This is a genomic window from Sphingobium sp. ZW T5_29 (assembly GCF_044987515.1).
Lineage (GTDB): Bacteria > Pseudomonadota > Alphaproteobacteria > Sphingomonadales > Sphingomonadaceae > Sphingobium.
Genome location: NZ_JBJDRM010000003.1, coordinates 1 through 13,844, shown reverse-complemented (window position 1 = coordinate 13,844; position 13,844 = coordinate 1). Strand labels below are relative to the sequence as shown.

At 63.3% G+C, this 13,844-nt stretch carries 17 protein-coding genes and 1 pseudogene; 7 read left to right on the top strand and 11 right to left on the bottom strand.

Translation table 11 applies throughout. The features are described 5' to 3' along the window. Window positions 1–3 precede the first annotated feature (3 nt). From ACI3KQ_RS02745 to ACI3KQ_RS02725, 5 genes are read right to left on the bottom strand one after another with little or no spacing between them, the layout of a single operon-like run. Entirely contained in the window at window positions 4–1,134 is a 1,131-nt protein-coding gene (locus tag ACI3KQ_RS02745; protein ID WP_404954563.1) for a GNAT family N-acetyltransferase, read from the bottom strand. Beyond that, complete coding sequence (locus ACI3KQ_RS02740) at window positions 1,127–1,855, bottom strand: glycerophosphodiester phosphodiesterase family protein (RefSeq protein WP_404954561.1); 729 nt, start codon at window positions 1,853–1,855, stop codon at window positions 1,127–1,129. The genes ACI3KQ_RS02745 and ACI3KQ_RS02740 overlap by 8 nt, the downstream gene beginning before the upstream one ends. Beyond that, window positions 1,836–2,300 carry a RidA family protein gene (locus ACI3KQ_RS02735; RefSeq protein WP_167304274.1) on the bottom strand — a complete coding sequence of 155 codons (465 nt, stop codon included), beginning with the start codon at window positions 2,298–2,300 and terminating at the stop codon, window positions 1,836–1,838. The genes ACI3KQ_RS02740 and ACI3KQ_RS02735 overlap by 20 nt, the downstream gene beginning before the upstream one ends. Next, complete coding sequence (locus ACI3KQ_RS02730; RefSeq protein ID WP_404954558.1) at window positions 2,297–2,953, bottom strand: HAD family hydrolase; 657 nt, start codon at window positions 2,951–2,953, stop codon at window positions 2,297–2,299. The genes ACI3KQ_RS02735 and ACI3KQ_RS02730 overlap by 4 nt, the downstream gene beginning before the upstream one ends. After that, window positions 2,950–3,246: a DUF3572 domain-containing protein gene (locus ACI3KQ_RS02725; protein ID WP_404954555.1), complete on the bottom strand. Its 297-nt coding sequence runs from the start codon at window positions 3,244–3,246 to the stop codon at window positions 2,950–2,952. Before ACI3KQ_RS02725 ends, ACI3KQ_RS02730 begins: the two co-directional genes overlap by 4 nt. Window positions 3,247–3,316: 70 nt before the next feature. On the opposite strand from ACI3KQ_RS02725, the gene ACI3KQ_RS02720 reads away from it, so the two are divergent. Both ACI3KQ_RS02720 and ACI3KQ_RS02715 read left to right on the top strand, forming a co-directional pair. Beyond that, entirely contained in the window at window positions 3,317–3,679 is a 363-nt protein-coding gene (locus tag ACI3KQ_RS02720) for a response regulator (RefSeq protein WP_404954553.1), read from the top strand. Window positions 3,680–3,830: 151 nt separating this feature from the next. Continuing rightward, window positions 3,831–5,702, top strand: a complete 1,872-nt coding sequence (locus tag ACI3KQ_RS02715; RefSeq protein ID WP_404954551.1) for a PhoX family protein — start codon at window positions 3,831–3,833, stop codon at window positions 5,700–5,702. Between the two features lie 178 nt (window positions 5,703–5,880). On the opposite strand, the gene rpmG is transcribed toward ACI3KQ_RS02715, so the two are convergent. Further along, window positions 5,881–6,048, bottom strand: a complete 168-nt coding sequence (gene rpmG / locus ACI3KQ_RS02710) for a 50S ribosomal protein L33 (protein ID WP_007687342.1) — start codon at window positions 6,046–6,048, stop codon at window positions 5,881–5,883. A 212-nt stretch (window positions 6,049–6,260) separates the two neighbouring features. On the opposite strand from rpmG, the gene ACI3KQ_RS02705 reads away from it, so the two are divergent. The 3 genes from ACI3KQ_RS02705 to ACI3KQ_RS02695 all read left to right on the top strand — a co-directional run bounded on the left by ACI3KQ_RS02705 (window position 6,261) and on the right by ACI3KQ_RS02695 (window position 7,790). Then, window positions 6,261–6,593 carry a hypothetical protein gene (locus ACI3KQ_RS02705; protein WP_404954548.1) on the top strand — a complete coding sequence of 111 codons (333 nt, stop codon included), beginning with the start codon at window positions 6,261–6,263 and terminating at the stop codon, window positions 6,591–6,593. Window positions 6,594–6,608: 15 nt separating this feature from the next. Continuing rightward, window positions 6,609–7,178 carry a TMEM165/GDT1 family protein gene (locus ACI3KQ_RS02700; RefSeq protein ID WP_404954546.1) on the top strand — a complete coding sequence of 190 codons (570 nt, stop codon included), beginning with the start codon at window positions 6,609–6,611 and terminating at the stop codon, window positions 7,176–7,178. A gap of 120 nt (window positions 7,179–7,298) precedes the next feature. Beyond that, window positions 7,299–7,790 (top strand): Dps family protein, encoded by a 492-nt coding sequence (locus tag ACI3KQ_RS02695; protein WP_404954544.1) that lies wholly within the window; start codon window positions 7,299–7,301, stop codon window positions 7,788–7,790. Between the two features lie 84 nt (window positions 7,791–7,874). On the opposite strand, the gene ACI3KQ_RS02690 is transcribed toward ACI3KQ_RS02695, so the two are convergent. From ACI3KQ_RS02690 to ACI3KQ_RS02675, 4 genes are all read right to left on the bottom strand, one after another. Continuing rightward, window positions 7,875–8,345, bottom strand: a complete 471-nt coding sequence (locus ACI3KQ_RS02690) for a GreA/GreB family elongation factor (protein ID WP_404954542.1) — start codon at window positions 8,343–8,345, stop codon at window positions 7,875–7,877. Window positions 8,346–8,392: 47 nt separating this feature from the next. Further along, window positions 8,393–10,219 (bottom strand): cobaltochelatase subunit CobT, encoded by a 1,827-nt coding sequence (cobT, locus tag ACI3KQ_RS02685; protein WP_404954540.1) that lies wholly within the window; start codon window positions 10,217–10,219, stop codon window positions 8,393–8,395. Window positions 10,220–10,223: 4 nt separating this feature from the next. Then, on the bottom strand, window positions 10,224–11,231 hold the full coding sequence (gene cobS / locus ACI3KQ_RS02680; protein WP_404954538.1) for a cobaltochelatase subunit CobS: 1,008 nt from the start codon (window positions 11,229–11,231) through the stop codon (window positions 10,224–10,226). A gap of 122 nt (window positions 11,232–11,353) precedes the next feature. Next, window positions 11,354–11,971, bottom strand: coding sequence for a DnaJ domain-containing protein (locus tag ACI3KQ_RS02675; RefSeq protein WP_404954536.1), 618 nt, complete (start codon window positions 11,969–11,971; stop codon window positions 11,354–11,356). A 44-nt stretch (window positions 11,972–12,015) separates the two neighbouring features. On the opposite strand from ACI3KQ_RS02675, the gene ACI3KQ_RS02670 reads away from it, so the two are divergent. Together ACI3KQ_RS02670 and ACI3KQ_RS02665 are read left to right on the top strand one after the other, a co-directional pair. Beyond that, entirely contained in the window at window positions 12,016–12,303 is a 288-nt protein-coding gene (locus ACI3KQ_RS02670; RefSeq protein WP_404954534.1) for a BolA family protein, read from the top strand. A gap of 61 nt (window positions 12,304–12,364) precedes the next feature. Then, on the top strand, window positions 12,365–13,270 hold the full coding sequence (locus tag ACI3KQ_RS02665; RefSeq protein ID WP_404954532.1) for a pirin family protein: 906 nt from the start codon (window positions 12,365–12,367) through the stop codon (window positions 13,268–13,270). A 33-nt stretch (window positions 13,271–13,303) separates the two neighbouring features. Here ACI3KQ_RS02665 and ACI3KQ_RS02660 read toward each other — a convergent pair. Beyond that, window positions 13,304–13,844 (bottom strand): annotated as a pseudogene (locus ACI3KQ_RS02660) (thioredoxin); the annotation flags it as partial.

Below are 13,844 nucleotides of genomic sequence, written 5' to 3'. Positions count from 1 at the left end.
TCGTCAATCTTTCCTGAACGGCGTTCGTTCGTTCAACCAGGCGCGGTCGCGTTCAACGCCAGCGCGTTCCTGCGACAGAAAATCCGCCACCGCCCGGCGAAATGACGGGTTGGGCAGATAATGCGCCGAATAGGTTGGTTCGGGCGTATATCCCCTGGCCAGCTTGTGCCCGCCCTGCGCACCGGCTTCCACCCGCGACAAACCGCGGGCGATGGCGATGTCAATCGCCTGATAATAGCATAGCTCGAAATGAAGGTTGGGGACCTCTTCGGTACAACCCCAATAGCGTCCATACAGCGCATCGCCACCGATCAGGTTGAGCGCGCCCGCAATCGCTCGCCCCTGCCGCCGCGCCAGCACCAGCAGCACGCGGTCGCCCATCTTTTCGCCCAGCATCGAAAAAAAAGATCGCGTCAGATAGGGTCGCCCCCATTTGCGCGCGCCGGTATCCTGATAAAATCGCCAGAATTCGTCCCAATGCTCCTCGCGCAGGTCCGCGCCGGTCAGGTGGACGATGTCCAGTCCCTCGACCGCGCGCGCCCTTTCCTTGCGAATATTCTTCCGCTTGGCGCTGGACAGGCTGGCCAGAAAGTCATCGAAATGGCGATAGCTCTGGTTGGTCCAGTGGAACTGGATGTCCTCCCGGATCAGCCAGCCCGCCGCTTCGAACAACGGCACCTGGGCCGGTTCGATGAAGGTGGCATGCGCCGACGACAGTTCATTGCGGTCGACGACCATTTCGATCCCGGCGATCAGCGCGGGGGCCAGCGATGGGTCGTTTAGCAGCAGCCGGGGACCGGGAACGGGGGAAAATGGCGCGCACAGCTGGATTTTGGGATAATAGCGCCCACCCGCTCGCTCCCATGCCTCGGCCCAGCCCTGGTCGAATACATATTCGCCCTGGCTATGGGTCTTGGCATAAAGCGGCGCTGCTGCGGCGATCCCCCCGTCAGGTCCATCGATCAGCAAGGGCAGCGCTTGCCAACCCGTGCCCGGCCCTACGCTCCCCGATTTTTCCAGCGCCGCCAGAAAATCCCAGCATATAAACGGGTTCGCCGTCCCTGCACAGGCATCCCATTGATCGCGGGGCAGGTCTGCGACGCCGCTCGCCACCCGCGCCACACAGTCAATCACCCGCCACCTCGAATATGATCTGGTCCGCATGCCGCGCCGCGCGATCCCGATCGTCTGGGGAGCGTACGGTCCAGGTCAACACCGGCTTGCCTTTGCGGCGCATGAGGGCGGAAAGGGATGATGGCAGATCAAGAATATCACAGGCCACAAAATCGGGCCGGGCAAGCCAAAGCGCAAGGCCGCGCTGCATTTTCGCGCGCCAGCCCCGCTTATCCTGCTCGGTGACCACCAGGCCGCGCGCTACACCGCGCATGCGCCGCGCAAACCATCGCATGGCCAGGGGGTTGAAGGACATGACCGCCGCCTTCGCTCCGGGATGACGCGCCAGGTCCCGCGCCACCGCGCGGCAGATCGGCGCGACCCGCCGACCCGTCACCTTGATTTCGATCAGCAGCGGCACCTGCTCGCCACATAGTTCCAGCAGGTCGGACAGGCGGGGGACCGGCCCACCATCATGCAGGGGCAACTGGTCCAGCCGATCGGCGGGCCAGTGGCCTATATCGCCCTCCACCCCCGTCATGCGCGACAACGCCATGTCGTGAAAGACCATGGCGACGCCGTCATGGCTCAAACGCACGTCGCATTCGATGCCGTGACCCTGCGCCACAGCGGCGCGGAACGCCGCCATGCCGTTTTCGCTGACCGACGGCCCATGCAGCCCGCGATGGGCAAAGGGCCGTTCGGTCAGGAAGGAGTAAGGATCAGGCGGCGGGCCGGACAAGGACTACAGCGTCGATTTCGACGACGGCGCCCAACGGCAGGACGGGAACGCCAACCGCGCTGCGCGTGTGCTTGCCCGCGTCGCCGAACACTTCGACCATCAGTTCCGACGCGCCATTGGCGACCTTGGGCTGGTCGGTGAAATCAGGTGCGCTGCTGATGAACGCGCCCAGCTTCACGATCCGCTCGACCCGGTCCAGGCTGCCAAGCGCCGCCTTGATCTGCGCGATCAGGTTCAGGCCGCAGGCGCGCGCCGCCTTGACGCCATAATCCAGGTCGCGGTCCTCGCCCAGCCGACCGGTCATCAACTGGCCGTCGGACAGGGAAATCTGACCGGAAATATGCAGCAGGCCATTGGCTTCCACCGTGGCGACATAAGCGGCAACGGGTGCGGCGGCCACGGGCAGGGTGATGCCCAGTTCGGCAAGTCGGGTTTCAACGCTCATAGGAAAGCTCCATCGGTAGAGGGTGGGGAAAATGGGGCGGGGCCTTGGGCCAACCGCTCGGTGATCCATTGTTCCGCCGCGCTCCAGGTGTCGATCCGCGCATGGGATGACGGGGCGGCGGCGATCTTGGGGGCAAGTTCGGGTTCGCCGACCATGTGCAGGCGCCATACGCCCGGCGCATGGTCCGCAACCGACGCATGATGTTCGGCCAGGTCGTCGATGAACAGGGCGACCGACGGCTGGCGTTCCGCGACGATGGCGGCCAGCGGCGGCCCCTTGCCGCCATGGTTCCAGTGAACGCGATGGTGCAGCCCGTGCGCGGCCAGTTGTTCGATCCGCTGTTGGTGATGACGCTCGCCGATATTGGTCAGCACGACGATGTCGGCGATGCGCGACAGGCGGCCAAGGGCTTCGATCGCGCCTGCAATCGGTTGTTGCCGGTGCATTTCGGTGTCGAAAAAGCCGATCAGCAGCTCCCACACCAGTTTGCGCTCCAGCGGAATGCCGCTGTCCTTGTGGCGCAGCGCTTCGACAAAGCCCGGTTCGCCCATGTCGAAATGGACATTGTGCTGCTCGTCCAGCCATTGCCGAAACGGCACGACCATGTGCAGCAGGACTTCGTCGCAATCGGTGATGATAAGGGGGCGGGTCATTGGCGAAGCCGGGTCCTGATGCCGATCAAAATGGCGGGCGTAGTTTCGATCGCTTCGGCGCACGCGATCAGGTCCGGCTCATGATCGGCCAGGAAATCCAGCACCGCGCCCAGCACCGCCGGGCTGTCGATGCCCGCGCGCAGCGCATCGGCGTCCAGTCCCGTCAGCGCCAGCAGCCGCTCGGCGCGCCGCTCATCGCTTAATGTCCAGGCCAGCGCCATCAGCGCCAGCGTGCCCGCTTCCTGGGCATCGCCTTGGCTATCCTGCTTGCCTTCGGGGTGATGGGGACGCATGGTGATTCTCGACTGGGGACAATATGAACGGCGCACATGTCGTGCGCATGGATCGAAACGCGGGTGACTGGTGGCAAAGCGCGTGCTCGTTGTCGAGGACAACGAACTCAATCTCAAACTTTTTTGCGATTTGCTGCGCGCGCACGGGCATGAAGTGCTGCCCCTGCGCGACGGTCGGGACGTGGTGACGCAGGCGCTGGAGTTTCGCCCGGACCTGGTGATCACCGACATCCACCTGCCCCATGTCAGCGGCCTTGACCTCATCATATCGCTGAAACGCGATCCGCGCCTGTCCGCTGTCCCGATCATGGCGGTCACCGCCTATGCCGGTAAGGGCGATGAAGACCGGATTCGCGGCGCCGGTGCGCAGGCCTATGTGTCCAAACCCATTTCGGTGCTGCGCTTTGTCGAACAGGTGAATGCGCTGCTGTAACGATCGGGTGGTGATCGTCATCGGATCGTCATGCGGCTTTCATGGCCATGTCGCTGAAATGACGCCCTGATTTCATCTGCCTCTGCCAACTCCCTTGGCCAAGGGCGCCGCGATCCGCGGACAGCCCGATCTGCACCAGGGGTAAAGAATCATGTCTCATCTGACCGACGAAGCGCGCGCGCCATTTCGCGATAAACAGCCGACGATCATATTTGGCGACAACAGCCTGGAAGCCATTGTCGCCGCCAATCCGGGCCGCCGTTCCGTCCTGAAAAACGGCTTGCTGGGCCTGTCGATCCTGCCGATGCTGGGAACGCTGGCCGCTTGCGGCGATGACGATGGCGGCTTTGCGTCGCCTTCGCCCAGCCCCAGCCCGTCGCCCACACCGACGCCCGCGCCCAGCTACGCCATCGCCTTTGCTCCGGTGGCGGCGAACCAGAACGACACCGTGACCGTCCCGACCGGCTACACCGTCGACATCCTGCTCAAGGCAGGCGATTCCGTTGAGGCTGGCACCGCCTATTCGGGCAGCTTTCCCACCCCCGCAGAGGCGGAAAAATGGGCGGGCGGCAATCATGACGGCATGGAATATTTCGAACTGTCCGGCACCGACCCCAATGTCGGCGGGCTGCTCGCCATCAACCATGAATATCCCGACAGCAACATCCTGTTTTCGGGCAGCTACGACGCCGCAACGGCCACCGCGGATCAAAAGGCGCTGGTGCTGTCGGCTGTCGGCATCTCGGTCGTGGAAGTCGCCAAGGGTACGGACGGCAAATGGGCGGTAAAGGCGGGTTCGCGCTTCAACAAGCGCTACACCGGCAACAGCAGCTACAATGCTGGCGGTCCTGCCGCGGGCCAGCTTTCCGGCACGATCAAGGGGATGCTGAACAACTGTGCGTCCGGGCGCACGCCCTGGGGCACCTACCTCACCTGTGAAGAAACGACGGACAATTATTTCGATCCCACGCAGCCAGAGAATGACTATGGCTGGGTGGTCGAAATCGACCCGTCCCAGGAACTGGCTCCTCCGACCAAGCGCACCGCCATGGGCCGGTTCGACCATGAAAATGTCGCGTTCATGGCGGACAGCAATCGTCGCACCGCCTTTTACATGGGCGACGACGCCACGCCGGGCTGCATCTACAAATTCGTGCCAGACCGCGCCTATAGCCAATCCAACCGCGCCGCGAACACGGATCTGCTGGATTATGGCACGCTCTATGTCGCGCGCTTCAACGCCGATGGCACGGGCGAATGGCGCGCGCTGGTGCAGGGGCAGAACGGCTTGCTGCCCGGCGCTTCGGACCCCGGCAATATCAGCCAGAGCACGACGCCGCCTGCCCCCACCACCATTGACTTCAACAGCCGGGCGGACGTGCTGATCAACACCAAGGCGGCGGCCCGCGTCGCTGGCGGCACCGTCATGGACCGACCGGAATGGCTGACCGTCGCGCCGGACAACAGCGCGATCTTCTGCACCCTGACCAACAATAGCGGCCGACAGGTCACGGACGCGGCCAACCCCCGCACCCGCAATCTTCACGGCCATATCATCAAGTTCAAGGAAAGCGGTGACTCGCCGCTGGCGACCAGCTTCACCTGGGAAATCTTCCTGATGGCGGGCGACCCCAGCCTTGCTTCGGGCGGCTCCAATCTGGTGGGCGACATCAATGGCGACACCTTCTCCAGCCCCGACGGCCTCCGCATCGACCCGCAGGGCCGCCTGTGGGTCCAGACCGACCATAGCGTCCCCGGCAATTCGGGCGTGACCGGCACGACCATCGACCAGGCCTTTGGCCACAATGCGATGTTCCATGTCGACCAGACCAGCAAGCAGTCCAAACGCTTCCTGGTGGGGCCAGCGGGTTGCGAGATCACCGGCATCGCCTACACGCCGGACCTCAAGACCTTCTTCGTCAATATCCAGCACCCGACTGGAGACTGGCCCGTCGCTGGACAGCCGCCGCGTTCCTCCACCATCGTCATCACCCGCGCCGACGATCAGCCGGTCGGCAACTGACGCGAGGGATAGTCAGGCCGGGAAGCGTCACATGATGCTTCCCGACAAGCGAAACGGCGGAACGCCGCCCGTCGCTGACGATTTCAGGCAACAACAAGGAAAGGCCCGTTCCCACATGGGGACGGGCCTTTCCTTGAAGCGTGCAAATGGACCGGGACGGCTTAACGCCGTCCGCAGATCACTTGATCTTGGCTTCCTTGAACTCGACATGCTTGCGCACGACCGGGTCATATTTGCGGAAGCTCAGCTTCTCGGTCTTCGTGCGCGGGTTCTTCTTCGTAACGTAGAAGAATCCGGTGTCAGCCGAGCTGACGAGGCGAATCTTGACGGTTGCTGGCTTGGCCATGGCCCTGTGTTCCTGGTCGTAATATCGTGAAAAGAAAAGCGGCCCCAATCTTCCGAAAAAGGCCGCCCTGTTTCAGCAGCCGCCCATGAGGGAGATTCGGACCGATGTCAAGGCGAAGCAACCGCCGGGGGCGGCGGGCGTTACGCTTTACACGGCCTTAACCTCTCACGCGCATAGTGCAGGTTCAAGGCGGGAACAGGGGAAAATTCTCCATGCGACATGATCCGATGATGGCCATTCTGGCAAATCTGCTCGAACGGGTCGACGGCCTCGCGGAGGAGCGCGGCCATTTGAGCGTGTCGCGCTTGCGGGACGAAGTGGATCAGGTCCGTCATCTGTCCCGCGCCTATCATATCGACAGTGTGGAAAGCCTGGCCTGCACGTTGGAATCGGCCTTGTCGTTGCAGGGCATGGGACCGGTGGTGCTATCCTATCTCGACCTCATTCGGGATGCGATTGCGGCGGAAATGCCCAGAGCCGACGTTATTCCCCTTGCCATTGCGACGAAGCCGACGCCCTGCGCGCGCATTTCCGCCTCCTTCTGACGTTCGCCACGACCCATGGATGCACTGCTGACCGCATTGATGGGATGTTTGCTGGGCGGCATGGGCGACAAAAGCCAGCTTCTGGCGCTCGCCCTCGCCGCACGTTTTCACGATAATCGCGCTGTCATCGCCGGCGCCGCCATAGCGGTCATCGCCAACGCCGTCCTCGCTGCCATCGCCGGGTCGTTTATCGGTCCCATGCTGGGATCGCAGGCGCGCCTTCTGTTCCTGGCGCTCGCCCTGCTCATGTTGGGCGGCGGGATGCTGTGGCCGGTCAAGCCGCCAGATACGCTCGCCACCTGGCCTACCGGCCCCTTTCTGACGTCAGCGCTGGGCCTGTTCATCCTTGGCTTTGGCGATGGCCAGCAATTTCTGATCCTCGGCATAGCGACCCGGACGGCCGACCCCGCCATGGCTGCCCTGGGCGGTGCATTGGGCATGATGGCGGCGCTGATCCCCGCCGTGCTGCTGCGCGAACGCCTGATGGCTATTGTTCCGCTGGGGCCGATTCGGGTGATCGGGGCGCTGGTCATGGTGATGATCGGACTGGGCAGCGCGGTCGCTGCGCTCGGCCTTGTCGGCTGATCGACCCGCTTGATCAGACTGAGCGAGGAATTCGCCGGGAAATTTGCGCTCTGTCATGATACTTTTCAGCGATCAGATCATTATACCTCCGAAATCATTCGCTGGACACAGGAGCAACGCATGACCGCCCCTAATCTCAAGACGCCGACCGACCTGCGCAGCAACGCCACCAAATCGGTGGCCGAAGCGCTGAACGGGGTGCTGGCCGACAGCTATGCACTATATTTCAAGACCAAGAATTTTCACTGGCACGTCTCTGGCCCTCATTTCCGCGACTATCACCTGATGTTCGATGAACAGGCGACGCAGATATTGGCGACCACCGACGCTATCGCCGAACGCGTGCGCAAGACCGGCAATACGACGCTGCGGTCGATCGGCGACATCTCCCGCCATCAATCGATCAAGGATAATGACGCCGACTATGTCAGCGCCGCCGACATGCTGAACGAACTGCGTGAAGATAATCTGCGCCTGGTCGAATCGCTCCGCGCGGCCAAGACAGCCGCCACCGATGCTGGCGACAACGCGACCGAAGGCATTGTCGATGACTGGACCGACCAGGCCGAAGAACGCGCATGGTTCCTGTTTGAGGCAGGCCGCAACGGCTGAGGGCGCTTAGGCCTTACGGGATCAACCAGGGCGCGGGGAATACGGAGGGCCTCCCTCCCACTCCTGCGCCCCTTCAAAAAGCGATCAGGATTCCTCGACAGCCTGTATCGCCAGAATCTCGACCGACTGGCCGTTGCTCCCGAAATCCAGCTGCTCCCCGACTTCAGCATCGATCATCGCGCGTGCGAGCGGTGAGGAAAAACTGATCCGTCCATCATTGGGGTCGGCTTCGTCATCGCCTACAATGGTGACCGTCCTGGTCTGGCCATTCAATCGATAGGTCACGCAGGTTCCGAACGTCACGACCTCTTCATTGGGCACCGGCTGAACCTGCGCCGTCGCCAGCCGGGTGCGCCAATAGCGCAGCTCCCGCCGCAACTTCTTGACGTCCTCCTCGGCCATGTCCGCCGTGACCACTGCCTCCAGCGCCTCAACCTTTTCGCGCGTCAGCCGCAACCCGCGCGCCGTCACCAAATTGGGACCGGGCGGAATCGGAATCTCGAACTTGGGTTCCAGATGTTCCTCATCGCTTTCGCGACGAAAGGCGACGCTCATGGCACTCTCCTGACAAATTGTAGAGATCGGAAGCGCCGGACCGGCTTTCAATCCTCGTCGAACAACCCGGCAAGCTGCTCCACCATCGTGCCGCCCAATTGTTCGGCGTCCATGATGGTGACCGCGCGACGATAATAGCGGGTCACGTCATGGCCGATGCCAATCGCCACCAGTTGCACCGGCGAACGCGCCTCGATCCATTCGATCACCTGGCGCAGGTGCCGCTCCAGATAGGTGCCGCTGTTCACCGACAGGGTCGAATCGTCCACCGGCGCGCCGTCGGAAATCACCATCAGGATACGGCGTTCCTCATGCCGTGCGATCAGGCGGCTATGCGCCCACAGCAGCGCCTCTCCGTCGATATTTTCCTTCAGCAGCCCTTCGCGCATCATCAGGCCCAGATTCTTGCGCGCGCGCCGCCATGGCTCGTCCGCCTTCTTGTAGATGATGTGGCGCAGGTCATTGAGCCGCCCCGGCAAGGGCGGTCGCCCTGCCGCCAGCCAGTCTTCCCGACTTTGCCCGCCCTTCCAGGCGCGGGTGGTAAAGCCCAATATCTCCGTCTTGACGCCGCACCGTTCCAATGTGCGCGCCATGATGTCCGCGCTGATCGCCGCGATGCTGATCGGCCGTCCGCGCATCGAACCGCTATTGTCGATCAGCAGCGTCACCACCGTGTCGCGAAACTCGGTGTCGCGTTCGATCTTGTAGGACAGCGATCGCGTGGGATCGATGACGATGCGGGCCAGCCGCGCTGCGTCCAGCAGCCCTTCTTCCTGATCGAAATCCCACGACCGCGACTGCTGCGCCATCAACCGTCGCTGCAAACGGTTGGCCAGCTTTGTGACAGCGCCTTGCAGGCTGGTGAGCTGCTGGTCCAGGAACCCCCGCAGCCGCAACAGCTCATCCTCGTCGCACAAATCCTCGGCTGTCACGATTTCATCGTGCAACTGGGTATAGGGCTTATAGTCGAAACCCGGCGGCAGATCGGACAGCGGTCGGTTGGGGCGCACCGGCATCATGCCTTCTTCACCCATATCGTCGGCGCCTGCATCGCTGTCGGCGTCGAAATCGTCGCTATATTCGCTGTCGCCTTCCTCCGTGTCGCCGCCCGTATCGTCGGCGCGGGCTTCGGCGTTCATGTCGCTGTCGCCAGCCTGATCCTCGCCCGAATCGCCCTCTTCCTGATTTTCCTCTTCGTCTTCGCCCTGGTCTTCAGGTTCCGAATTGTCGGTTTCGGGGGGCGTGTCGGCTTCGACCAGATGCAGATGTTCCAGAATGGCCTGTGTCATCTTCTGAAAAGCGCGCTGGTCATCGATCGCCAGTCCCAGCGCGTCCAGATCGGCGCCTGCCTTTTCCTCGATCCACTCATCGACCAGCCCCATGCCAGTGATGGCGTCCTTGGGAATCGGCTGACCGGTCAGCCGCTCGCGAACCTTGAGCGCGACGGCAGTGGATAGCGGCACTTCATCGGCTGACCGGGCACGGCGCAGCGGGTCGGACTTCAGTTTCAGGTCCAGCGCATGGTTCAGGTTGGCGCGCACCCCCTCCATGGCGCGCGACCCGATCGCCTCGACGCGTGCCTGCTCCACCGCATCATAGACCGCCCGCGCGGTCGCGTCGGCGGGGGCGGCACTGGCATGCAGGCGGCTGTTGTGATGGCGCAGCCGCAGGGCATTGGCGTCGGCAAAGCCGCGCGCCAGCGCCACCTGATCGGCGGGCAGGGTGCGGGCAGGGGTCGGCACCTTGATCGCCTTGCCCGCCATATGCGGCGCGTCGGCGGTAAAGCCGACCTCGACCTCCGCATCGCGCGCGATCGACCGCGCCGCGCCGGACAGCACGTCCTTGAAAGCGTCCAGGGGCGATCGTTCCGCCATGGCTTCAGGCTACCCGGTGCGCCACGCTTTCGGGCAGGTCCTTGCCGAATACCCGCTGATAATATTCCGCCACCAGCGCCCGCTCGGCTTCGTCGCATTTGTTGAGGAAGCTCAGGCGGAAGGCGAAGCCGACATTCTTGAAGATCAGCGCGTTCTGCGCCCAGCTGATCACGGTGCGCGGGCTCATCACGGTGGAAATGTCGCCGTTGACGAAGCCCTGGCGGGTCAGTTCCGCCACCTTGATCATGTTCTCGACTTCCTTGCGGCCGCCTTCATGATCATATTCGCCCGACTTGGCGAGGACGATCTGCGCCTCCGTCGCGGCGGGCAGGTAGTTCAGCGTCACCACCAGGTTCCACCGGTCCATCTGGCCCTGGTTGATCTGCTGCGTGCCGTGATACAGCCCCGTCGTGTCGCCCAGGCCGACCGTATTGGCCGTCGCGAACAGGCGGAACCAGGGGTTCGGGCGGATCACGCGGTTCTGGTCCAGCAACGTCATCTTGCCGTCGGCTTCCAGCACGCGCTGGATCACGAACATCACGTCGGGGCGACCCGCATCATATTCGTCGAAGACCAGCGCCACGGGCCGCTGTAGCGACCAGGGCAGCAGCCCTTCGCGAAATTCCGTGACCTGCTGCCCATCGCGCAGGACGATGGCGTCGCGCCCGACCAGGTCGATACGGCTGATATGCGCGTCCAGGTTGATGCGGATGCACGGCCACCGCAGGCGGGCGGCGATCTGCTCGATATGGCTGGACTTGCCGGTGCCGTGATAACCCTGGACCATGACGCGGCGATTGAATGCGAAGCCCGCCAGGATCGCCAGCGTGGTGTCGGGATCGAACACATAGGCGGGGTCGATGTCGGGCACCCGCTCGTCCGCTTCGGAAAAGGCCGGGATCTTGAGGTCGACATCGACGCCGAACATCTCGCGCGCGTCCACTTCCCGGTCGGGCGCGGCCAGCAGCGTTTCGGATCTTGTATCGGGCTGGACGTTGGAAATGTCGGTCATGCGCGCGGCTCTTTCTGAATGGTCTTTCCAGCCCCTAACCGATCGAGGAAGGGCGTGTCGATAGAGTGGGGCTTCGTCTCGCAGCGATCAAGCAGCCCCACATGGTGAATTGATCTGATAGCTCAGGCGAAAGCGACAGCCTTGCGCAGCAGTCCATAGGCTTCGATCACGCTCTGCAACGCGTTTTCGTGGCTGCGGTCGCCGCCATTATGGTCGGGATGATAGCGGCGCAGCAGTTCGGTATAACGCTGGCGCAGGGCCTTGCGATCCGCGTCAATGGGCAGCCCCATGACGGCCATCGCCTTGCGATCCTCATTCGACAGGAATTTGCCGTCCTGCCGCGTCTGGCTGTCGGCGCGGGCCTTGGCCATCCGATCCTTGAACTTCGCGCCGATGGCGTCCAGCGGATCGGAAAAATCGCTCCAGCGTGGGGGCGGGCTGGCCGCGCGGGATGAAAAGGCGCGGGTTTCCCGATCCCATCCGGCATAGGGACGCTGCGCAGCGGCAATTTCATCCGCGCTCATGCCGCTGAAGAAATTATAGCCCTGGTTGAATTCACGCACATGGTCGAGGCACAGCCAGCGCCAGCGCGGCCCTTCATGGCCCGACGCGCCTCCTTCTACCGGTGGCGCGCGAAACTCGCCTGGCTCCTCGCATCCTTTGGCGGCGCAGGGGTGGTCGCTTTCCACCCGGCCATGGAAACGGTTGAAACGTCGGTTCGAAAACGGGTCGCTGGCCACGATTGTCCTGATGCATGGATGAGCAAAACTCCTATATAGGGGCGATGAGCATGCAACTAAAAGGCCCCGTGGCCACACAGATCGAAGCGCGGCTGCGCGCCGCCCTGTCGCCTGAACATCTCGCCGTGATCGACGACAGCGATCGGCACCGCGGTCATGCAGGTCATGACGGTTCGGGTGAAAGTCATTTCACGGTTGAGATCGTGTCGGCCCAATTCTCCGGCCAGAATCGAGTGGCGCGGCAACGCATGGTGAATGCGGCGCTGGCCGAACTGCTGCGTGACAAGGTCCACGCCCTCGCGATCAAGGCGCGCGCGCCCGGCGAGGGGTGAAGCGCGCGGTCGGCATCTGCAACCTTCTCTCCATTGGCCAAAATATCGAACAGGACGCCCCATGATCCCTGACGACATCATCATTCAGACCATCACCCCGACCACGCATGACCTGGGCGACTTTCGCGTCCACCGCTCATTGCCTGCGCGGGACCGGACGATGGTGGGGCCGTTCATTTTCTTCGATCAGGCCGGGCCAGCGCGGATCGGGGCGGGGCAGGGCATCGACGTTCGCCCGCACCCGCACATCAACCTCGCGACCGTGACCTATATGTTCGAGGGCGCGTTCATTCACCGCGATTCGCTGGGCACCGAACAGTTGATTGAGCCGGGCGCCGTCAACCTGATGACGGCGGGCAGCGGCATCGTTCATTCCGAACGGTCGCCCGATGGGGAACGGGCCAAGCTGTCCAAGCTGTCGGCGATCCAGACATGGCTCGCGCTGCCCGACGGGCTGGAGGAGATGCCGCCCGCCTTTGAACATGTGGGCGAAGGCGGCATGCCCATCGTCGATTGCGGCCATGCCCGCGCGCGGGTGATCATGGGGACATTGTGGGGCGAAACGTCCCCGGTGACGACCTATGCGAACACCGTCTATGCCGATATCCAGCTATCCCCCGGCGGCAGGGTCCCCATCGACGCAGAGGCGGAAGAGCGCGCCATCTATGTCGCGGGCGGCGACGCGGCGCTCGACGGCGTGGCGCTTGCGCCCCAGACGCTCTATGTGCTGCGCCCCGGCACGCGCGCCACATTGATGAGCGTCGATGGCGGGCGCGTGATGCTGTGCGGTGGCGAAGCGTTCCGCACGCCGCGCCATGTCTGGTGGAACTTCGTGTCGTCGGATGTCGACCGGCTGTATCAGGCGCGGGAGGATTGGGAGGCGATGCGTTTTCCGCTGATTCCCGGCGACGACCATGAATTCATCCCCATCCCCAAGGGAAGGCCCAAAACCGTCAGCTATCCTTGACGCGCCGGGTGCGTCGGCCTGCGGCTCCGTCGCCTATTGGACAAAGGTCAAGGACAGGTTTTCGGCATTTTTGGGAATGTCGATCCGGCTTTCGTTGATCGACGCTTCCTCACCGGGTTTCAGGCTGTTGCGGTCCGCCTTGGTGGTCCAGCTGAAGACCAGGCGATTTTGCTGGTCGCGCAGTTGCACCAGCACGGGCGGCACGGGCAGAACATCCTTGCCGCTGTTCACGATGCGCGCGCCGAATGCGAAATATTCCTCACCCGTCGGCAATTTGCGGCGCTCGGCAGGCTTGGACAGATAGAATAGCAGATCCGGGTCGCCTTCTTCGGCAACAAAACCCAGATTCACAGCCCAGCTGGGCGTGCCGAAATACCAGAGGCCACCGCCTAACGCTGCCATGGCCAGAAAAAAGGCGACGGCGGCATAGGTCCATAGCTTCAGGCGGTTGCGCCGGGGTCGAGACCTGGCCGGGGGTTGCTCTTCCCGCTGCTGCCCCGCCCGCCCGTAAATATCATCGGTGCGATAGTCATCATCCACCGCCGGAGCGACCGCTGGGGACGGGGACGGGGAC

What these genes read in the sequence shown, in the direction of transcription:
- ACI3KQ_RS02700 (WP_404954546.1), top strand. Translation starts at nt 6,609, where the DNA reads ATGGATGCACTGCTGACCGCATTGATGGGATGTTTGCTGGGCGGCATG.
- ACI3KQ_RS02705 (WP_404954548.1), top strand. Translation starts at nt 6,261, where the DNA reads ATGCGACATGATCCGATGATGGCCATTCTGGCAAATCTGCTCGAACGG.
- ACI3KQ_RS02735 (WP_167304274.1), bottom strand. Translation starts at nt 2,300, where the DNA reads ATGAGCGTTGAAACCCGACTTGCCGAACTGGGCATCACCCTGCCCGTG.
- rpmG (WP_007687342.1), bottom strand. Translation starts at nt 6,048, where the DNA reads ATGGCCAAGCCAGCAACCGTCAAGATTCGCCTCGTCAGCTCGGCTGAC.
- ACI3KQ_RS02730 (WP_404954558.1), bottom strand. Translation starts at nt 2,953, where the DNA reads ATGACCCGCCCCCTTATCATCACCGATTGCGACGAAGTCCTGCTGCAC.
- ACI3KQ_RS02695 (WP_404954544.1), top strand. Translation starts at nt 7,299, where the DNA reads ATGACCGCCCCTAATCTCAAGACGCCGACCGACCTGCGCAGCAACGCC.
- cobS (WP_404954538.1), bottom strand. Translation starts at nt 11,231, where the DNA reads ATGACCGACATTTCCAACGTCCAGCCCGATACAAGATCCGAAACGCTG.
- ACI3KQ_RS02715 (WP_404954551.1), top strand. Translation starts at nt 3,831, where the DNA reads ATGTCTCATCTGACCGACGAAGCGCGCGCGCCATTTCGCGATAAACAG.
- ACI3KQ_RS02670 (WP_404954534.1), top strand. Translation starts at nt 12,016, where the DNA reads ATGAGCATGCAACTAAAAGGCCCCGTGGCCACACAGATCGAAGCGCGG.
- cobT (WP_404954540.1), bottom strand. Translation starts at nt 10,219, where the DNA reads ATGGCGGAACGATCGCCCCTGGACGCTTTCAAGGACGTGCTGTCCGGC.
- ACI3KQ_RS02725 (WP_404954555.1), bottom strand. Translation starts at nt 3,246, where the DNA reads ATGCGTCCCCATCACCCCGAAGGCAAGCAGGATAGCCAAGGCGATGCC.
- ACI3KQ_RS02665 (WP_404954532.1), top strand. Translation starts at nt 12,365, where the DNA reads ATGATCCCTGACGACATCATCATTCAGACCATCACCCCGACCACGCAT.
- ACI3KQ_RS02690 (WP_404954542.1), bottom strand. Translation starts at nt 8,345, where the DNA reads ATGAGCGTCGCCTTTCGTCGCGAAAGCGATGAGGAACATCTGGAACCC.